Raw genomic sequence first — 19468 nt, 5'->3', positions numbered from 1 at the left:
GGCACGGTGCCCGCCGGAGGGTGATCGCCGCGACCCGGCGGGGGCCCAGCTGTGGACGACGGGGGTGCTGTGGACAGTCGGACGATCATGCCCCCGGTGTGCTAGCGGCGTTGGGCCTCCGACCGAGGCTGGTAGCGCGGCCGGCTGCGCTCCACCGACGGGCCACCATGATCAGGTGATGAGAAGTAGGTGTCAGGACCGCCGCTGACCTACTTTCCATCACTTGATCACGGTGCAGGGGCCGGCACCGGCGCCACCTCGGCGCGACTCGTGCCCCGCGCTCTCGGGGACCGGTGGCGCGTGGCCGACCGGGCTGAAATGGCGCGGGAGTGGCCGGTCGCATACGGTGCCTGACGTGGACGGACGACGGAGTTTTCCGGAAGATCAGGAGTCGCGCTGGTACCCCGACGAGCGGGGTCGCGGTTACGGCGAGTCGGAGTGGCGCGGCGCGGGCGAACCGCGGTACGGGGACGGTGAGATTCCCGAGCAGCGTGGTGCGGAAGACGGCCGCTCCGTCGAGGACACCGGAGTCGGCCGCCGCCGCGAGCCGGACTCGGGACGCTTCGGCGCCGTCGACGTGGGCCGCTTCGGTTCGCCCGAGTCGGACTCGGGTCGCCTGAGCGCGGTGGACGCGGGTCGCTTCGGTTCGCCCGAGTCGGACTCGGGTCGCTTCGGCGCCCTGGACGATCAGACCGGTCGGTTCGGGGCGAGCGAGGCTGACTCGGGGCGTTTCGGCGCGATCGACCCGCTGGGTGCCGCGCGGCCGGAGACGGACGGTTACCGGGCCACCCGATCGCGGCGGGCGGACCGGGACCCCTCGGAGACCTCCGGTGAGCTGCCCGGACGCCGGGCCGCCCGGGAGACGACCACTGCGGGATCTCCGGTGACCAGCGCGGCGCCGGAGACGTCCCGCGACAGCACGTCGACAGCGCCGGCCGGTGTGCTCTCCGACCAGGCGCGTCCCGCTCCGCTCGGTGGGTACCCGATCATCGAGCCGACCCGGAGCGGCGGCGACACGCCGCACCCGCTGGAGATGCCGACCGGCCCGATGCCCGGGATCGGCCCGCGACCCGACCTGCCCGCAGGTGAGCCGCCGGTGTATCCGCCGGCCGCCGACGGCGTCTATCGGACCCGTCGACCGGTGCTGGCCGTACTTTTCGCTCTGCTGGTGTTGGTCTTCGAGGTTCCCGCGTCGCGGGTGCTGCTGGCGGGCGTGACCGGCGACCCGGTGGACGCCGGGAACGTGGTGGCGGGTATCGCCCTGGTCGCCGGGCTGCCGATCTTCGCGACCGGGCTGTACGGGCTACGAACCGGGGGTCTGGCGCTCGCCGACAACGGCCGGGGCTGGTTGCGCCCACCGACGGCCTACCTGACCGTCGGCCTGGTGCTCTTCGTGGCCGCCGCGCTCGCCGCCGGCTGACCCGGCCCGCCGCCAGCCTGACCCGCCGCCAGCGGCCGGGTCAGGCTGGCGGTTCGGACAAGAGCCGGCGGAGCAGCACGCCACGCGCACCCCGGGGCGGCTGAACGGGTGAGGGGCGTACACTGGCCAACTGGCGACCGCCTCGTGCGGTCGACCTCGCGCGCCCTCTTCACGAATCGTCGTGGAGCGACGGCCTCCCTGGTCCCGATCTTGATCGGGTCCACCATGGGTCGGCGACCAGGCGCCAGGACGCCCGGCCACCGGCCGGGCGTGACAACCAGGGACCTTGAGGAGTACCCCAACCATGGCCGTCGTGACCATGCGTCAGCTGCTGGAGAGCGGTGTCCACTTCGGGCACCAGACCCGGCGCTGGAACCCGAAGATGAAGCGCTTCATCATGACCGAGCGCAACGGCATCTACATCATCGACCTGCGCCAGACCCTCGAGTACATCGAGAAGGCGTACGAGTTCGTGCGTGGGACCGTCGCCGAGGGTGGCAGCATCCTGTTCGTCGGCACCAAGAAGCAGGCCCAGGAGGCGATTGCCGAGCAGGCGACCCGGGTCGGCCAGCCGTACGTCAACCACCGCTGGCTCGGTGGCATGCTGACCAACTTCCAGACCGTTTACAAGCGGCTCCAGCGGATGAAGGAGCTGGAGGGCCTGGGTGACCTCAGCGGCACCGCCGCCGGTTACACCAAGAAGGAGACGCTGCAGCTCTCCCGCGAGAAGATCAAGCTGACCCGCACCCTCGGTGGCCTGCGGGACATGCAGAAGCTTCCCGCCGCGGTCTGGATCGTCGACACCAAGAAGGAGCACATCGCCGTCGACGAGGCCCGCAAGCTGGGCATCCCGGTGATCGCGGTGCTGGACACCAACTGTGACCCGGACGAGGTCGACTTCCCGATCCCGGGTAACGACGACGCGATCCGCTCGGCGGAGCTGCTGACCAAGGTCGTCGCCGCCGCCGTCGCGGATGGTCTGATCGCGCGTTCCGGCCGTCGCCGGGGCAACGACGAGAAGCCCGAGGGTGTCGCGAGCGACGAGCCGCTGACCGAGTGGGAGCGCGAGCTGCTCGAGCCGAAGAAGGCCGACGAGTCGGCCGCTCCGGCCGCCACGGCCGAGCAGCCCGCCGCTGCCGCCGAGCAGCCCGCCACCCCGGAGCAGCCGGCGCAGGCCGCCACCGAGCAGCCGGCGGCCGCCACCGCGGAGTGATCGCACCGTCGCTGCCCCGCCGTCCGTTTTTGCGAACGGCGGGCAGCGACGGTACTCCGGGCACGATCCGCCCGGATCCGGGTAACCGGCACCTCTGACCATCCACACGCCGTCTCAACACCGAAGAGAGAGCCATGTCCCAAATCACCGCCGCGGACGTCAAGAAGCTCCGCGACCTCACCGGCGCCGGCATGATGGACAGCAAGAAGGCGCTGACCGAGGCCGAGGGCGACTTCGACAAGGCCGTCGAGATCCTGCGCGTCAAGGGCGCCAAGGATGTCGGCAAGCGGGCCGGCCGTACGGCCGCGAACGGCCTGGTCGCCCACTCCGGCAAGGCGCTGCTCGAGCTCAACTGCGAGACCGACTTCGTCGCCAAGACCGAGTCGTTCATCGCGCTGGGCCAGCAGCTGGTCGAGCACGGTGAGCGCGCCGGCGTGAACTCCGCCGAGGAGCTGCTCGCCTCCGAGCTCGACGGCAAGGTCATCGCGGACCTGATCCAGGAGCAGTCCGCCAAGATCGGCGAGAAGCTGGTGCTCAACCGGTTCGCTCGGGTCGAGGGCACCACCGCCGTCTACCTGCACCGCAAGGCCCAGGACCTGCCGCCGGCCGTTGGCGTGCTGGTGTCGTACACCGGCAAGACCGACGAGGCCGGCGACGCCGACGCCCGTGGTGTGGCCATGCAGATCGCCGCGATGCGGCCGAAGTACCTCACCCGGGACGAGGTTCCGGCTGAGGTCGTCGAGTCCGAGCGGCGCATCGCCGAGCAGACCGCCCGCGAGGAGAACAAGCCCGAGGCGGCTCTGCCGAAGATCATCGAGGGTCGGGTCAACTCCTTCTTCAAGGACTTCGTCCTGATCGAGCAGTCGTCCGTCTCTGACAACAAGAAGTCGGTGAAGCAGCTGCTGGCCGAGGCCGGCATCGAGGTCACCCGCTTCGTGCGGTTCGAGGTCGGCCAGGCCTGAGCCGCCACCGGGCGCCGCTGGCGCCCGTGGGCAGGAGACATCAACGAGGAGGCCGCCGGTGTACGTGACAGGCACCGCGGCCTCCTCGTCACATAGGGTCGGCAGCGGCAGGTTCGCGGTACGCGCCGCACGGGGCGTGCGCGTGGGGAAGGGCGGGGCGGATGACGCAGGTTGTGAGTGACCGGACGCTGGAGCTGGACGATCCGACGGCACCGCCGCCGGGACGTGCCCGCCGGGTGGTGCTGAAGCTCTCCGGTGAGGTCTTCGGTGGCGGCGCGATCGGCGTCGACCCGGACGTCGTCCAGGCCATCGCCCGGCAGATCGCCACAGTGGTCCGCCGCGGCGTGCAGGTCTCCGTGGTGGTCGGCGGAGGCAACTTCTTCCGCGGCGCGGAGCTGCAGAAGCGTGGGATGGACCGGGCCCGCGCCGACTACATGGGCATGCTCGGCACGGTGATGAACTGCCTCGCGCTCCAGGACTTCCTGGAGAAGGAGGGCATCGAGACCCGGGTGCAGAGCGCCATCACGATGGCCCAGGTCGCCGAGCCGTACATCCCGCTGCGGGCCATCCGGCACCTGGAGAAGGGCCGCGTGGTCATCTTCGGCGCCGGTGCCGGAATGCCGTACTTCTCCACGGACACGGTGGCCGCCCAGCGGGCGCTGGAGATCCGGGCCGACGTGGTGCTGATGAGCAAGAACGGCGTGGACGGCGTCTACACGGCCGACCCGCGGATCGACCCCACCGCCAGCAAGCTCGACTCGATCACCTTCTCCGAGGCGCTGCGCCGCAACCTGCGGGTGGCCGACGCGGCGGCGTTCAGCCTCTGCATGGAGAACGGCCTGCCGATGCTGGTCTTTGGCGCGCAGGGTGACGACACCATCATCCGCGCGGTGGGTGGCGACAAGATCGGCACCCTGATCACCGCCTGAGTCCCGCCGACCGGCGACGACGACAGCGGTCTGACGACTTTCAGCAGAGCCCACCACGAGCACAGAAGGAGGCGAGGAGACCGGTGATCGACGACACCCTCCTCGAGGCCGAGGAGAAGATGGAGCGTGCGGTTGAGCACGCCAAGGAGGAGTTCGGCGCCATCCGTACCGGTCGCGCCAACGCCGCCATGTTCTCCAAGGTCATCATCGACTACTACGGCACGCCCACGCCGCTGACGCAGATGGCGTCCATCGCGGTCCCCGAGCCGCGGATGGCCATCATCAAGCCGTACGACAACTCGCAGATCAATGCCATGGAGAAGGCGATCCGCGACTCGGACCTCGGGGTGAACCCGAACAACGAGGGCAACCAGCTGCGCATCCTGCTCCCGCAGATGACCGAGGAACGCCGCCGCGACATGATCAAGGTGGCTCGGCACAAGGGCGAGGAGGCCAAGGTGGCGATCCGCAACGTCCGCCGCCGTGGCAAGGAAGAGCTGGACCGGATCGTCAAGGACGGCGAGGCCGGCGAGGACGACGGTCGCCGCGCCGAGAAGGAACTCGACGACCTGACCCAGCGGTACGTGGCCAGCGTCGACGACCTGGTGAAGCACAAGGAAACCGAGCTGCTCGAGGTGTGACCCATGCTTCGAGGCCCGTTCCCGACGTCGGGAACGGGCCTCGTTCCATAGGTCAGCAGGCGATCCAGACGGTCCTGGTGCTGCTGTCTGCCGTACCGGATGGGTGTGCGTCGCTGGCCGGCGGGCCGGCGGCACCGGGTGGCGTCCGTGGGCGTGCCTCGTCCGCCGTGCCGATCCGGCGTGTGCAGTAGGCTCGGCAGGATTCCCGGCCACCGGGTGGTGAACACCGGGGATCGACCGACCGTCGGGGCGGTCAATCGGAGGAACATCGCACGTGTAGGGGATGCTTGTGGTCTTGCGTCATGTGGTGGTTCTCGTGCCGCTTCGCGGTGCGTGATGTCCCACCCCGACCCCTACGGCAGCGAGCCTCGCGGCTGGGACCGCCCGGAGCGCCCGGTGGCGCTGCCCTGGCCGGACCAGGATCTGGAGGCCGGCCAGTGGAGCCACCGTCCGGCCGCCGGCCCTGAGCTGTACGCCGACCCGCACGCTCGGCCGTACGCCGACCCGCACCCCGCGGACCCGTACGACGAGCGTGGCCGCCCGGTCCGTCCGGACGACCGTTTCGACGACCGGGACCGGCGCGATCGTTTCGACGACCGCGACCGGCACGTCGACGACCGCAACCAACCCGACCGGTACGACGACCGCGGTCGCGGTGACCGCTACCCGGACCGACCTCCCGCGGGGGAGGGGCCGCCCCGGTACGACGGCCCGGACCGTGGGCGCTTCGACGAGCCGAGCCGTCTCGACGGCCCTCCCGTCCGCTTCGACGACCCGGGGTACCCGACCGAGCAGCTCGCGCCCGTCCGGGCCGACGTGGTGCCGGACGAGGCGCCGACGACCGGTCGACGGTCGAAGGGGCGACGTCGGGCCAGCCTCGACCGTCCGGCCACCCAGCAGGTGGGCACCGGGCGGGCGGGGCGCAACCTTCCCGCGGCGATCGGGGTCGGGCTCGGCCTCGGCGCGCTGATCGTGGTGCCGCTGCTCTTCTATCCGTTGGCCTTCCTGCCGGTGATCGCCGCCGCGGTCGCCGTCGGCATCTGGGAGATGGCCCGCGCGGTACGGCGCAGCGGCGCGCACCCGCCGCTGGTGCCACTGATCGCCGGCGGCGTGTTGACAGTGGGTCTGGCCTGGTACGCCGGTCCGGACGCGCTCAGCCTGGGGCTGCTGGTCACCGTGCTGGGCACCATGATCTGGCGGTTGGGTGACGGGCCGGCGGGCTTCCAGAGGGATCTCACAGCGGCCACCCTGATCGCCGTCTACGTGCCGTTCCTCGCCGGTTTCGCGGCGCTGCTGGCGGCGGCCCCCGGCGATGGCCATCTGCGCATCCTGGCCACGCTGATCGGGGTGGTCCTCTCCGACACCGGTGGGTACGCGGCCGGGGTCTCCTTCGGCCGTCACCCGATGGCCCCGTCGATCAGCCCGAAGAAGTCCTGGGAGGGCTTCGCCGGCTCGGTCACCGCGGCGGCCCTGGGTGGAGCGTTGCTGCTGTGGCTGATGTTCGAGGTTGCCCCCTGGTGGGGCGCGCTGTTCGGGGTGGCGGTCTCCTGCGCGGCCGTCCTCGGCGACCTGGCCGAGTCGATGATCAAGCGGGATCTCGGCGTGAAGGACATGAGCAACCTGCTGCCCGGCCACGGCGGTCTGATGGACCGGCTGGACTCGATCCTGTTCGCGGTGCCGACGGCATACCTGCTGTTGGCGGTCCTCGTGCCGGTGGTGAGCTGAGGTATGAATCACGGCGACCTGGTCATCCGGCTCCGGCGGTCGCGGCCCGTTCGACACCTCCGGACCGGCAGCCGCCGCCGACGGCGTGACACACTGGACCAGCCATGACGAGCCTGCCCCTGATCCCCGCCATCTCGGTCGCCCCCGCTGCGCGCCGGGCCTCCATGCCCCCTCAGCACCTCGCTGACCTGGACCTGGCCGGCCGCCAGGCGTTGGTCACCGGGCTGGGTGAGCCGGCCTTCCGCGCCAAGCAGGTCTCCAACCACTACTTCGGGCGGTTGGTCCGCGACCCGCAGGCGATGACCGATCTGCCCGCTGCGACCCGGGAGCGGCTGGCCGACCAGTTGCTGCCGACGTTGCTCAACCCGGTGCGCGAGCTGGCCTGCGACGACGGCGCGACCCGCAAGGCGCTCTGGCGGCTGCACGACGGTGCGCTGGTGGAGAGCGTGCTGATGGGTTACCCGGACCGGGTGACCGTCTGCATCTCCAGCCAGGCGGGCTGCGGCATGGCCTGTCCGTTCTGCGCGACCGGCCAGGCCGGGTTGACCCGCAACCTATCGACGGCGGAGATCGTCGACCAGGCGGTCTACATGGCCGGGGTGGCGGCCTCCGGCGTGGTGGCGGGTTCCCCGCCGAGGCTGTCGCGCGTCGTCTTCATGGGCATGGGCGAGCCGCTGGCCAACTACAACCGGGTGATCGCGGCGATCCGTCGGCTGGTCAGCCCGGCCCCGGAGGGGCTCGGCCTGTCCCAGCGGCACATCACCGTTTCCACGGTCGGCCTGGTTCCGGCCATCCACCGACTGGCCAGCGAAGACCTCTCAGTGACCCTTGCGTTGTCGTTGCACGCGCCCGATGATGATCTGCGCGACGAACTCGTGCCGGTAAACCAGCGCTGGAAGGTAGCCGAGGTGCTGGACGCAGCGTGGGACTACGCCGCCCGGACGGGCCGCCGCGTGTCGATCGAGTACGCGATGATCAAGGACGTGAACGACCAGCCGTGGCGAGCCGACCTGCTCGGGCGGCTGCTGGCCGGCAAATTGGCCCACGTGAACCTCATTCCGCTCAATCCGACGCCGGGCAGCCGCTGGGACGCGAGCCCGAAGCCGGTCGAGCGGGAGTTCGTCCGGCGGTTGCGCGACGCCGGGGTGTCCACCACAGTTCGGGACACCCGAGGTCGCGAGATCGACGGCGCGTGTGGCCAGCTTGCCGCCGCCGAAGACAACGACACCAACACCGACCGCGCCGGAGAGGCACCGGCGTGACCGGGCGTGGCGAACGAGACCAGGAGACATAGTGGCGAGTCAGGGTCAGCGTTTCCGGCGCAAGGCGCTCCGCCGGGGATACAAGGTCGACGAGGTGGATGCCTTCCTCGACCGGGTCGAGGCGACGCTCGACGGCCGACAGGTCGGTGCCCCGGTGGCCTCCCAGGAGGTTCATGACGTCGTCTTCCGGGTCCGCTTCAACGGCTACGACGAGTGGCAGGTGGACCTGCACCTGGACCGGGTCGAGCGGCAGCTGGCCGAGCTGGAGGAGCGCAACAGCGCCGGGCGCGGTGGCGACCCCCGGATGGGTGACCGGATGGGCCCACCGGACCGGATGGGTCCGCCGATGCGTGATGACCGGGGCATGGTCCCGCAGCCGATGCCGCCCCGGCCGATGCCCGCTCAGGCCGGCCCGCCCTACGGCCGCTACGACGAGCCGACCGGTGCCTTCGCCGGTGGGTACGACGCCCCCCGCGGCGGTGGTTACGACGCGCCACGTGGCCCGGCCGGCCCGCCGATGGGTCCCGGTGGCCCGATGGGCCCCGGCCCGATGGGTGGCCACGGCATGCCGCAGCGCGGCCTGCCCGCCGGTCCCAGCGGGTACGGCCCCCCGGACGACCAGCGCTCACCCGGCGGCTACGGCCAGGATGACCAACGCGGTGGGTACGGCCCCGACGACCAGCGCGCGCCCGGCGGTTATCCGCCGCCGCCGGAGGAGCCGCGCTTCGACGGCTTCGAGGCCGGGCGGCACGGTCGCGCCGACATGACGGCCGAGATCCGGATGCCGGAGCGGGATCTGCGCGACATGCGCCGTGGTCCGGCCGGTCCGCCTCCGCTGCCGCAGCAGGGCATGGGTGGTCCGCCGATGGCCGGTCCGCCGGCGGTGGCCGGCCCGCCGATGGGTGGTCCGCCGATGGCCGGTCCGCCCGGCAGCGACCTGTACCGGGTCGACCAGATCCGCCGTAGCTTCCAGGTGCGCCGGTTCGGCAGCGGGTACGACCCCGACCAGGTGGACCGGTTCTTCGACACCCTGCTCGGTGGCATGCAGCGCCGCAACCCGATGCCGGTCGACCCGAAGGACCTGGACACGCTCCGGTTCGGCCTGGTGCCGGGTGGCTACTTCGAGGCCGAGGTCGACGCCGCGCTCAAGGACGTGCAGGACATCCTCTTCGGGCGCTGACCCGACGCGATACGGACGAGGGCCCGTCCCCCGGGTGGGGGCGGGCCCTCGGCGTACGTCGGCCGGTCGTCCGGCGGTGGGTCGGTCAGGAGCGCAGACCGCTGCGCCGCAACACGACGTCGCCGATCACGATGATCAGCAGCAGCGCGGCCAGGCCGATCAGCCAGATGTCCTCGACCCTGCCCTCGTGGTTGCCGCAGATCATCGCCAGCAGCGCCAGTGCGGACAGCACGGCGCCGATCTGCCCGGCTTTGCGGTGCCCGGGCTTGTGCTGGTCTGGCGACGTTACCGGCTCGCTTCCTGCCACTGTCGGTCCTTCCCTCGCGATCGGATCTTTGGTTAGTCTGGCACGCCTCGTAGGCGGTGCGGTGGGGTGGGGGTTTCCTGGCCATCGGCCCTGCCCCACCTGGGCTGGACGGCACTACCGGCGTCGCGGGGCGGCGGTCAGACTCGCTCCGGTAGCGTTTGGCGTACACCTGATTGTCTGTTTGAGGGGGACTGTGCGGTGCGAGTGACCGGAACCGGGCACGCCAGCATGCGGATCGACACGACCGCGGGCAGCATCCTGTGCGACCCGTGGGTCAACCCGGCCTACTTCGCGTCGTGGTTCCCGTTCCCGGACAATTCACTGCTGGACTGGGAGAGCCTGGGTCAGGTCGACTACCTGTACGTCTCCCACCTGCACCGGGACCACTTCGACGCGAAGCACCTGCGCGACTTCGTCTCCAAGGACGCAACGGTCCTGCTCCCCGAGTTCCCGACCTCGGAGATGGAGGACGAGTTCCGGGCGCTGGGCTTCACCAAGTTCCTGAAGGCGCCCAACGAGCAGGTGGTGGAGCTGCCCGGCGGCCTGAAGATCATGATTCAGGCGTTGACCAGCCCGACCGACGGGCCGATCGGCGACTCCTCGCTCTGGGTCGAGTACGAGGGGGTGCGGCTGCTCAACCAGAACGACGCCCGCCCCACCGACCTGACCGTCTTCGCCGAGTTGGGGCACGTGCACGCGCACCTGCTCCAGTTCTCCGGTGCGATCTGGTACCCGATGGTCTACGAGTTGCCGCAGGCGGCGAAGACCGCGTTCGGCAAGCAGAAGCGTGACCGGCAGTTCGACCGGACCTGGCGGTACATCGACGACCTGAAGGCGTCGCACGTCTTCCCGATCGCCGGCCCGCCGTGCTTCCTCGACGACGCCCTGTGGCAGTTCAACGACATCCACGGCGACGAGGGCAACATCTTCCCCGACCAGTCCGTCTTCCTGTCGGAGTACGCCAAGGTCGGCGGCACGAACGGGATCGTGCTGCTGCCGGGGAGCGTCGCCGAGGTCACCACCGAGGGCGCGAGCACCACCCACCCGGTGCCGGTGCAGGAGTTCTTCGCGAACAAGGTCGCGCACCTGGAGGAGATGCGGGAGCGCAAGCGCCCGATCATCGAGGCGGAGAAGGCGTCCTGGCGGCACCCCGAGGTGGACGTCCTGGGGGAGATGAAGCGTCGGATCGAGCCGCTGCTCGACGAGTCGATCTACCTGGCCAAGGGGGTCGGCGGCCCGGTCCGTTTCGACCTGGTGGGGTACGACGGCGAGAGCGTCGAGTCGATCGTGGTGGACTTCCCCGGCAAGGAGGTCCGGCCGTACGCGGACGAGAAGGTGCGCTACCGGTTCCGGACCGAGCGGTCGTTGATCGAGCACCTGCTCTTCATCGACGAGGTGGACTGGGTCAACTCGCTCTTCCTGTCCTGCCGGTTCTCGGCGGCCCGGATCGGCCAGTACAACGAGTTCGTCTACGCGTTCTTCAAGTGCCTCTCCGAGGAGCGGCTCCAGTACGCCGAGGGCTGGTACGACGAGCACGAACGCAGCACCGACGCCGAGGACATCACGTTGGGCGACTGGGTGGTGCAGCGGCGGTGCCCGCACCTGAAGGCGGACCTGACCCGCTTCGGCATCGTCGACGGTGACCAGCTCACCTGCCAGTTGCACGGCTGGCGCTTCGACCTGCCCTCTGGCCGCTGCCTGACCAGCGTCGGCCACAAGGTGAGAGCCCACCGAGTAGACGCGGAAACCCCCGCCCCCGCTGGCGAGGCCGTGATCTGACCCTCTCACCACCGCGATCTTGCACATGCTGCTGCGGCAAAGTGGGGCATATAGCCCACAGCGACGTCCGAAAGTGCAAGATCGCGGGAGTCTGGGTTAGCGGCCCAGATCGGTGAGGATGCGGCGGGCGGCGTTGTGGCCGGCCGCGCCGATGACGCTGCCGGCCGGGTGGCAGCCGGCGCTGCCGGCGTACACACCGTCGACGCCGGTGGCGTAGGGCATCCGGTCGGTGAACGAGACGGTGTTGTCGACGTGGTGGATGTGCCCGCCGGTGATGCCGAAGTGCTCCTCGATGCCCGGCGGCGGCAGCGGCACCGCGTCGGCGATCAGGTCGGCGGTGCCGGGGGCGTACCGCTCGACGATCCCGAGCAGCCGGTCGACGTAGCCGGGCAGCTCCGCGTCCCAGGTGGTGCCGGCCAACTCGTAGGGGACGGACTGGACGAAGAGCGCCGACGAGTGGTGCCCGGCGGCGTCGGAGAGCGACGGGTCGACTGTGGTGTGCAGGTACCACTCGATGGTGGGCTCCGCCGGCAGCAGCCCGGCCTGCACGTCCGCCCACATGGCGCGCAGCGCGGTCATCGGCGAGGTCTCCGCCCCGCCGACCAGCGACGCCGACCCGGGCAGCAGGTGGATGGTCGAGCCGAACGGGCTCGGCGTGCCGTCCGGCAGGCAGGAGAACCGCGGCAGCCCGGTGAGCGCCAGGTTGAGCTTGAGGGTGGTGCCGGGCCGGCGCACCGCCGCCATCCGTTCGCCGAGCCGCGCCGGGAGCGCGCCGTCGGGCAACAGGTCCATCAGCCGGTACGGGTCACACGCGCCGAGCACCACCCGGGCGGCGACCTCCCGACCGTCGGCCAGCACCACTCCGCTCGCCGCGCCGCCGTCCAGTGTCACCGCGTGCACCGGCGTACCGGTCAGGATTGTCGCTCCGGCGGCGCGCGCGGCCTCGGCGAACGTGCGCGAGACCGTGCCCATGCCGCCCTCGGCGATCATCCAGGTGCCGCCGGAGCCGGGCAGCCGACACATGTTGTGCACGAGGAAGTTGTGACCGGTGCCGGGGTCGTCCGGGCCGGCGTTGAGCCCGGACAGGCCGTCGGTGACCGCGTACATGCTGACCAGCAGCTCGGAGCGGAACTCGAACCGGGCCAGGTAGTCGGCGACCGAGCCCTGCACGAGGTCGACGAAGACCTGGCGCAGCGCCGGGCGGACGTGCCGTTCGGCGGTCTCCTGGACGCTCAGCGGCTCGGCCAGCCAGGCCGGGGCGAGGTCTTCCCGCAGCGCGGCCAGCTCGGCCTGCATGGCGTCGTCGGCGGCCACGTCGGCTGGGGAGAAGAACTCGGCGAGCTGCGCCCGGGTGGCGGTGGTGTCACTGCCGAACAGCAGGTACGGCGAGCCGAGGCCGCCCGGGGTGGGCAGGAAGTAGTGCGGGTCGCGGCGCAGCACCGGGATCCGTACGTCGAGCGTGGCGAGCAGCTCCGGGGGCATCAGCCCGAGCAGGTACGACCCGGTGGAGTGGCGCAGCCCCGGCACCTTCGGGAACGGGTTCTCGGTGCGGGTCGCGCCGCCGATGACGTCGGCGGCCTCCAGGACGAGAACGTCCAGGCCGGCCCGGGCCAGCAGGACCGCGGAGACCAGACCGTTGTGCCCGGCACCGACGATCACGACGTCGGCGCGGGCCGGAATCTCACTGCTCATGCCGCGGCAGCCTAGTCCGCCCCACCAGCCCAGGTAACCCCTTCCACGACCACCCACCCCACCCCCACCCCTCCCGGTGATCAAGAGCTTTGCGTCAAGGAACGGCCTCCCGGTGACGCAAACCTCTTGATCAACCCGGCGGGGTGGGGGTGGGGGTGGGGGTGGGGGTGGGGGTGGTGCGCCAGTTCGAGAGGGCGAGGGTGGCGGAGTAGCCGGCGAGGACGATCACGTGGAACAGATAGAGCCAGAGGAGGACGGCCACGCCGCCGCCGATCTCGTCGAAGCCGCCGAACGGTACTCCCAGGTCCAGCGGGAGTGAGGCGAAGAGCACGAAGCCGTGCAGGAATCCGGAGAGGTTCGCCGCGGTGAACGACCCGACCCCGAGGGTGCAGAGCCAGTCCGGTGAGGCCGGTCCGACGACCCGGAACACCCACACCAGCACCGGCGTGAGCACCAGCCAGACCGCCAGGAACGACAGCACCACGCCGAGCACGCCGAGCCAACCGCCCTGGCGTACGAGGCGGGTGGTGAGTGGGAGCGCCAGCAGGATCGACAGCAGCAGCGCGGGCGCCGGCGCGAGCAGCGGCAGCAGCAGGAGCCGGCCCCGCCAGCCGACCAGGTGCTCGTCGGAGCGGGGCGCGGCCACCGAGACGAACGCCCGGCGCAGGCCCTCGCCGTACAGCGAGGCGGGCAGCAGGGAGGCCAGCGCCAGCAGCGGGGTCAACCCCACCCCGGCGTCGACCAGCGCCTCCACCGCCCGGGGCGCGCCGATCGCGGTGGGCAGGGCCTCCACGGCGTACGAGGTGAGCCGGCGTACCCGGTCGGCCCCGGCCACCAGTGCGGTGAGCCAGATTGCCAGCAGGGCGACCGGCACCACGGCGATCGCCCCGTAGAAGGTGATGGCGGCGGCGTGCAGCGACAGGTCCCGTCCGCGCACCGGACGGAACGCGGCACTGGTGATCCGTTTCGCGCGCTGCCATCCGTTGCCCATCGGGTCCTCCTTCCCTGTCGTCGCGGCCGTCACTCCTTAAGATCGCCGGTCATGACTGTTCTCATCACCGAACGCCTGATCCTGCGCGATTGGACCGACGATCCGGCCGATCTGGTCCGGATCTACGACATCTACTCGCGTCCCGAGATCAGCCGATATCTGGGCGTGGCGTCGGGTCTGCCGATGACCAACCCGGCCCAGGCCGCCGAGCGGCTGGGGATCTGGCAGGAGCGGCACGCCGCCGACGGCGGCCGGTACGGCACCTGGGCGATCGAGGTATGCGAGACGGGTCAGGTGGCGGGCACTCTGTTGCTCAAGCCGCTGCCGGGGCGCGACGAGTCGCGCCGGACCGACGACATCGAGGTGGGCTGGCACCTGCACCCGGACGCGTGGGGTCACGGCTACGCCACCGAGGCGGCGCGCGCGGCGGTGGCCCGGGAGTTCGCCGCCGGTACCCGGGAGATCTACGCGGTCGTGTCGCCGAGCAACGAGCCGTCGATGGCTGTCGCTCGGAGGCTGGGCATGAGCCATGTCGGTCAGCGCACGGACTGGTACGGCGGGGAGCTGGTGGAGACCTTCGTGCTGACGGCACCAGATGCCTGATCGTTCCCGTACGACCTGACGCAAGATCCGCGCAACTTCGGGGAAGGTGTGGCCTCCAGTAGTCAGGAGGCGGCACCTTCCCCGAATTCGTGGGCAGGTCAGCGCGGACGGCGGCCCTCAGGGCAGACAAGTCCGTCAATAGTCACGGTGGTCGAAGTGTTGACGCTCCCGTAGCACGTCAGTAACCTTTGGGCCAAAGTAACGCAAGATTTAGACAAAGACATGCACGGTTCTGTGCATGCTCTCGGAAGATTCAACGGGCCTCCTGGGGAGGCCCGTTGATGGTCGTACCCATCTGGTGTTTGCAGGACGAGCGGCGCCCCCGCGCCGCCCGTACCACCCCGTCTCTCTCGACACCGGCCCTCTCGCGTCGGCCGGCGCTGCACCGCCGCACCCCCACCCCCGTGGTCCAGCCACCGCGGCAACCGTCCCCCGACGACAAGGACAGTGATGAGACGAACGAATCTGTTCAGGATGGTGGCGGCCACGGCCGCCGCCGCGCTGATCGCGACGGCCGGGGCGACAGCCCTCGCGAACCCGGCCGCCGCCGTCCGCCCGGCCGATCCGGCGGCCGCACCGAGCACCAGCTTCGCCCCGGCGGCCACCAACCTCGCCCAGGGCCGTCCCACCCAGGAGAGCGGCCACGCCGACGTCTACGACTCGTCGAAGGTCGTCGACGGCAACGCGGGCAGCTACTGGGAGAGCGTCAACAACGCGTTCCCGCAGTGGGTGCAGGTCGATCTCGGCTCATCGCAGAGCGTCAACCAGGTAGTGCTGAAGCTGCCGACCTCCGGTTGGGGGACCCGGACGCAGACGCTGAGCGTGCGGGGCAGCACCAACGGTTCGTCCTTCACCGACCTGGTCGGGTCACAGACGTACACCTTCAACCCGGCGAGCGGCAGCACCGCCACGATCAACTTCAGCTCGACCTCCACGCGCTACGTCCGGATCACCATCACCGCCAACAGCGGCTGGCCGGCCGGGCAACTCTCCGAGCTGGAGGTGTACGGCAGCGGCGGCACCACCCCCGACACCACGGCGCCGAGCGTCCCCGGCAACCTCTCGTACACCCAGTCGGGCACCACCATCAGCCTCAACTGGGTCGCGTCGACAGACAACGCGGGCGGCAGCGGCATCGCCGGTTACGACGTCTACCGCAACGGCGCGTTCCTCCAGTCCATCGGCAACGTGACCACCTTCAATGACACCCAGCCGGCCACGGCGACCGTGTCGTACCACGTCCGGGCGCGTGACGTCGCCGGCAACATCTCCGGCAACAGCAACACTGTGACCCGTACCGGCAGCGGTGACACCACAGCGCCGAGCGTCCCGGGGACGCTGTCGCACAGCACGTCGGGCAGCACGATCACGCTCAACTGGGGGGCCTCCACCGACTCCGGTGGCAGCGGGCTCGCCGGCTACAACGTCTACCGGGGCGGCAGCCTGATCGCCACGCTGGGCACCGTCCTCACCTACCAGGACACCCAACCGGCGACGGCGACCGTGTCGTACCACGTCCGGGCCCGCGACGGCGCCGGCAACCTCTCCGGAAACAGCAACACCGTCACCCGGACCGGCAGCAACCCGCCCGCCTGCACCAACGTGGCGGCGGGCAAGAGCATGACGGCGAGCGGCTCCACCTTCAGCTTCACCCCGGACAAGGCGAACGACGGGCAGCTCACCACCTACTGGGAGGGTGCGGCGAGCTACCCGCAGAACCTGACAGTGGCGCTCGGCGCGAACCACTCCATCTCCGGTGTCACGGTGAAGCTCAACCCTGACCCGGCCTGGGGCACCCGTACCCAGACCATCCAGGTCCTCGGCCGCGACCAGGCGTCGTCCGCGTACACCAGTCTGGTGTCGGCGGCGACCTACCAGTTCGCCCAGGGCACCAACCTGGTGACCATCCCGGTCAGCGCGACCACCGCTGACGTGCAGTTGCGGTTCACCGGCAACACCGGTGCCCCGTCCGGCCAGGTGGCCGAGCTTGAGGTGTGCGGCACCCCGGCGCCCAACCCGGACCTGGTCGTCAGCTCGGTGACCTGGTCGCCCACGTCGCCCAGCGAGGTCTCCCCGGTCACCCTCTCGGCAGTGGTGCAGAACGTCGGGTCGGCCGCCGCCGGCGCGACCACAGTGAACTTCAGCCTGGCCGGCGCGGTCGTCGGCAGCGCCTCGGTGGGCACGCTCGCCGCGGGCGCCTCGACCACCGTGTCGTTCAACGCCGGTACGCGGCCGATGGGCAGCTACGCCGTCTCGGCGGTGGTCGACCCGGCGAACACGATCGTCGAGCAGAACAACGGCAACAACAGCCGCACCGCGGCGTCGCCGCTGGTGGTGGCGCAGGCCCCGGGGCCCGACCTCCAGGTGCTCAGCATCGCCTCGAACCCGCCGAACCCGGCCGTCGGGGCGTCCGTCACCTTCACCGTGACCGTTCGCAACCGGGGCACCACCGCGACCGGGGCGACCACCGTCACCCGGCTGGTGGCGGGCAGCACCACGCTCAACACCAACACCGCCTCCATCGCCGCCGGCGCGACGGTCACCGTGGCCGTCAGCGGTAGCTGGACCGCCACCAGCGGCGGCGCCACCATCACCGCCACCGCCGACGCCACGAACGTGGTCACCGAGACCAACGAGACCAACAACGCGTTCAGCCAGTCGATAGTGGTCGGTCGTGGAGCAGCCGTCCCGTACGTCTCGTACGAGGCGGAGGCCGGCCGTTACCAGGGCACGCTGCTGGAGGCCGACCCGCTGCGGACCTTCGGGCACACCAACTTCGCCAGCGAGTCCTCGGGTCGCAAGTCGGTACGCCTCACCAGCACCGGCCAGTTCGTCGAGTTCACCTCGGCCAACCAGGCCAACTCGATCGTGGTGCGTAACTCCATCCCGGACGCTCCGGGTGGTGGCGGCATCGAGGCGACCATCAGCCTCTACGTCAACGACGTCTTCTCCCGGAAGCTGACGTTGTCGTCGAAGCACAGCTGGCTCTACGGCAACACCGACGGGCCGGAGGCGCTGACCAACACCCCGCAGGCCGACGCCCGGCGGCTCTTCGACGAGTCGAACGCGCTGTTGGCGCAGTCGTACCCGGCCGGCACCCGGTTCAAGTTGCAGCGCGACTCGGGTGACAGCGCCTCCTTCTACGTCATCGACATGATCGATCTGGAGCAGGTGGCGCCGGCGGCGAGCCAGCCGGCCGGCTGCACCTCGATCACCTCGTACGGTGCGGTCCCGAACGACGGGCTCGACGACACCGCCGCCATCCAGCGGGCGGTGACCGACGACCAGAACGGGGTCATCAGCTGCGTCTGGATCCCCGCCGGGCAGTGGCGGCAGGAGCAGAAGATCCTGACCGACGACCCGCTGAACCGGGGCATGCACAACCAGGTCGGCATCAGCAACGTCACGATCCGGGGCGCCGGGATGTGGCACTCGCAGCTCTACACACTGACCGAGCCGCAGAATGTGGTGGGCGGCATCAACCACCCGCACGAGGGCAACTTCGGCTTCGACATCGACAAGAACACCCAGATCTCCGACATCGCCATCTTCGGCTCGGGTCGGATCCGCGGCGGTGACGGCAACGCCGAGGGTGGCGTCGGTCTGAACGGTCGCTTCGGCGCCGGTACGAAGATCAGCAACGTCTGGATCGAGCACGCCAACGTGGGCGCCTGGGTGGGTCGCGACTACGACAACATCCCCGACCTGTGGGGGCCGGCCGACGGGCTGGAGTTCACCGGTATGCGGATCCGCAACACGTACGCCGACGGCATCAACTTCAGCAACGGCACGCGCAACTCGCGGGTGTTCAACTCGTCCTTCCGCACCACCGGTGACGACGCGCTCGCCGTCTGGGCCAACCCGTACGTCAAGGACCGCAACGTCGACATCGCCCACGACAACCACTTCGTCAACAACACCATCCAGCTGCCCTGGCGGGCCAACGGCATCGCCATCTACGGCGGCTACGACAACTCGATCGAGAACAACCTGATCTACGACACCGCCAACTACCCGGGCATCATGCTGGCCACCGACCACGACCCGCTGCCGTTCTCCGGCACGACGCTGATCGCCAACAACGGGCTCTACCGCACCGGCGGCGCGTTCTGGAACGAGGACCAGGAGTTCGGTGCCATCACGATCTTCCCGGCCACCAGGGACATCGTCGGGGTCACGATCCGGGACACCGACATCATCGACTCCACGTACGACGGCATCCAGTTCAAGAACGGTGGCGGCAACATACCGAACCTCGCGATCACCAACGTGCGGATCGACAAGTCGGTCAACGGTGCCGGCATTCTCGCGATGAGCGGCGCGCGCGGCAACGCCAACCTGACCAACGTGACAATCACCAATTCGGCCGACGGCAACATCGTCATCCAGCCGGGCTCGCAGTTCGTCATTACTCCCTGATCGACACGGTTTGAGTGAAGTCGGGGTGTCCGGATGTCGAGGACACCCCGACTTCCGTGTTGGGCACTGCGGCGCAGGGTCCGTCGTGGGCGTCGGGCCGCCGGCAGCGACCGGCACCGTCGAGGTTGGTGTCACAAAACACTCGGGTACGCAGGAACTGCGCGTCCTCCTCGCTGAGCGTCGTCTCGCCGAAGTCGATGGTGCTGAGATGGCCGAGCGAGTCGCGCAGCGCCACGGCCAGGGCGGTGACCTCGTCGAGGCTGGTCAGCGTGGTCGGCAGGTGGATGATCCACCGCGGCGCGGTCATCGCGGCCCCCGGTTGTCGGGTGCTCCCCGGACGCGGCG

General features: G+C 70.3%; 14 protein-coding genes and 1 pseudogene. 11 read left to right on the top strand and 4 right to left on the bottom strand.

Annotated features, from left to right (window positions below; translation table 11 throughout):
• Nucleotides 1–318: 318 nt before the first annotated feature.
• The 8 genes and pseudogenes from ABZ794_RS13655 to ABZ794_RS13620 all read left to right on the top strand — a co-directional run bounded on the left by ABZ794_RS13655 (nucleotide 319) and on the right by ABZ794_RS13620 (nucleotide 9332).
• Nucleotides 319–1420: pseudogene (locus tag ABZ794_RS13655) on the top strand (hypothetical protein).
• A gap of 304 nt (nucleotides 1421–1724) precedes the next feature.
• On the top strand, nucleotides 1725–2633 hold the full coding sequence (gene rpsB / locus ABZ794_RS13650) for a 30S ribosomal protein S2 (RefSeq protein WP_238691316.1): 909 nt from the start codon (nucleotides 1725–1727) through the stop codon (nucleotides 2631–2633).
• 134 nt (nucleotides 2634–2767) lie between these two features.
• Nucleotides 2768–3595: a translation elongation factor Ts gene (gene tsf, locus ABZ794_RS13645; protein WP_091400300.1), complete on the top strand. Its 828-nt coding sequence runs from the start codon at nucleotides 2768–2770 to the stop codon at nucleotides 3593–3595.
• A gap of 161 nt (nucleotides 3596–3756) precedes the next feature.
• The gene (gene pyrH / locus ABZ794_RS13640; protein ID WP_030487501.1) at nucleotides 3757–4524 is read left to right on the top strand and encodes a UMP kinase; all 768 of its coding nucleotides are present in this window, start codon (nucleotides 3757–3759) and stop codon (nucleotides 4522–4524) included.
• Between the two features lie 83 nt (nucleotides 4525–4607).
• Nucleotides 4608–5165: a ribosome recycling factor gene (gene frr / locus ABZ794_RS13635; protein ID WP_203149044.1), complete on the top strand. Its 558-nt coding sequence runs from the start codon at nucleotides 4608–4610 to the stop codon at nucleotides 5163–5165.
• A 336-nt stretch (nucleotides 5166–5501) separates the two neighbouring features.
• Nucleotides 5502–6890 carry a phosphatidate cytidylyltransferase gene (locus ABZ794_RS13630; RefSeq protein ID WP_238689734.1) on the top strand — a complete coding sequence of 463 codons (1389 nt, stop codon included), beginning with the start codon at nucleotides 5502–5504 and terminating at the stop codon, nucleotides 6888–6890.
• A gap of 104 nt (nucleotides 6891–6994) precedes the next feature.
• Nucleotides 6995–8152, top strand: a complete 1158-nt coding sequence (rlmN, locus tag ABZ794_RS13625) for a 23S rRNA (adenine(2503)-C(2))-methyltransferase RlmN (protein ID WP_091400305.1) — start codon at nucleotides 6995–6997, stop codon at nucleotides 8150–8152.
• A 31-nt stretch (nucleotides 8153–8183) separates the two neighbouring features.
• Nucleotides 8184–9332 (top strand): DivIVA domain-containing protein, encoded by a 1149-nt coding sequence (locus tag ABZ794_RS13620; RefSeq protein ID WP_210784354.1) that lies wholly within the window; start codon nucleotides 8184–8186, stop codon nucleotides 9330–9332.
• 85 nt (nucleotides 9333–9417) lie between these two features.
• On the opposite strand, the gene ABZ794_RS13615 is transcribed toward ABZ794_RS13620, so the two are convergent.
• The gene (locus tag ABZ794_RS13615) at nucleotides 9418–9639 is read right to left on the bottom strand and encodes a DUF2631 domain-containing protein (RefSeq protein WP_091400308.1); all 222 of its coding nucleotides are present in this window, start codon (nucleotides 9637–9639) and stop codon (nucleotides 9418–9420) included.
• A gap of 198 nt (nucleotides 9640–9837) precedes the next feature.
• Between ABZ794_RS13615 and ABZ794_RS13610 the strand changes: the two genes are divergently transcribed.
• Nucleotides 9838–11418, top strand: coding sequence for a Rieske 2Fe-2S domain-containing protein (locus ABZ794_RS13610; protein ID WP_357515707.1), 1581 nt, complete (start codon nucleotides 9838–9840; stop codon nucleotides 11416–11418).
• Nucleotides 11419–11514: 96 nt separating this feature from the next.
• On the opposite strand, the gene ABZ794_RS13605 is transcribed toward ABZ794_RS13610, so the two are convergent.
• Together ABZ794_RS13605 and ABZ794_RS13600 are read right to left on the bottom strand one after the other, a co-directional pair.
• Nucleotides 11515–13110, bottom strand: a complete 1596-nt coding sequence (locus tag ABZ794_RS13605) for an NAD(P)/FAD-dependent oxidoreductase (RefSeq protein WP_210784353.1) — start codon at nucleotides 13108–13110, stop codon at nucleotides 11515–11517.
• A gap of 130 nt (nucleotides 13111–13240) precedes the next feature.
• Complete coding sequence (locus ABZ794_RS13600; protein WP_357515705.1) at nucleotides 13241–14101, bottom strand: YhjD/YihY/BrkB family envelope integrity protein; 861 nt, start codon at nucleotides 14099–14101, stop codon at nucleotides 13241–13243.
• A 51-nt stretch (nucleotides 14102–14152) separates the two neighbouring features.
• Here ABZ794_RS13600 and ABZ794_RS13595 point away from each other — a divergent pair, with 51 nt between their 5' ends.
• Both ABZ794_RS13595 and ABZ794_RS13590 read left to right on the top strand, forming a co-directional pair.
• Nucleotides 14153–14704, top strand: a complete 552-nt coding sequence (locus ABZ794_RS13595; protein WP_357515703.1) for a GNAT family N-acetyltransferase — start codon at nucleotides 14153–14155, stop codon at nucleotides 14702–14704.
• A gap of 450 nt (nucleotides 14705–15154) precedes the next feature.
• Entirely contained in the window at nucleotides 15155–19123 is a 3969-nt protein-coding gene (locus ABZ794_RS13590; protein ID WP_357515701.1) for a CARDB domain-containing protein, read from the top strand.
• Here the strand turns inward: ABZ794_RS13590 and ABZ794_RS13585 are convergent.
• On the bottom strand, nucleotides 19113–19430 hold the full coding sequence (locus ABZ794_RS13585; protein ID WP_357515700.1) for a hypothetical protein: 318 nt from the start codon (nucleotides 19428–19430) through the stop codon (nucleotides 19113–19115). The genes ABZ794_RS13590 and ABZ794_RS13585 overlap by 11 nt on opposite strands.
• Nucleotides 19431–19468 lie beyond the last annotated feature (38 nt).

The organism is Micromonospora sp. NPDC047187 (assembly GCF_040643355.1).
In the GTDB taxonomy this organism is placed as follows: domain Bacteria; phylum Actinomycetota; class Actinomycetes; order Mycobacteriales; family Micromonosporaceae; genus Micromonospora; species Micromonospora salmantinae.
This window is presented reverse-complemented; position numbering and strand designations above follow the sequence as displayed.

Bases quoted from the DNA above. Each gene is read 5' to 3' on its own strand.
- ABZ794_RS13595 (WP_357515703.1), top strand. From the start codon at position 14,153: ATGACTGTTCTCATCACCGAACGCCTGATCCTGCGCGATTGGACCGAC.
- tsf (WP_091400300.1), top strand. From the start codon at position 2,768: ATGTCCCAAATCACCGCCGCGGACGTCAAGAAGCTCCGCGACCTCACC.
- rlmN (WP_091400305.1), top strand. From the start codon at position 6,995: ATGACGAGCCTGCCCCTGATCCCCGCCATCTCGGTCGCCCCCGCTGCG.
- ABZ794_RS13590 (WP_357515701.1), top strand. From the start codon at position 15,155: ATGAGACGAACGAATCTGTTCAGGATGGTGGCGGCCACGGCCGCCGCC.
- ABZ794_RS13605 (WP_210784353.1), bottom strand. From the start codon at position 13,110: ATGAGCAGTGAGATTCCGGCCCGCGCCGACGTCGTGATCGTCGGTGCC.
- ABZ794_RS13600 (WP_357515705.1), bottom strand. From the start codon at position 14,101: ATGGGCAACGGATGGCAGCGCGCGAAACGGATCACCAGTGCCGCGTTC.
- ABZ794_RS13585 (WP_357515700.1), bottom strand. From the start codon at position 19,430: ATGACCGCGCCGCGGTGGATCATCCACCTGCCGACCACGCTGACCAGC.
- ABZ794_RS13630 (WP_238689734.1), top strand. From the start codon at position 5,502: ATGTCCCACCCCGACCCCTACGGCAGCGAGCCTCGCGGCTGGGACCGC.
- pyrH (WP_030487501.1), top strand. From the start codon at position 3,757: ATGACGCAGGTTGTGAGTGACCGGACGCTGGAGCTGGACGATCCGACG.
- rpsB (WP_238691316.1), top strand. From the start codon at position 1,725: ATGGCCGTCGTGACCATGCGTCAGCTGCTGGAGAGCGGTGTCCACTTC.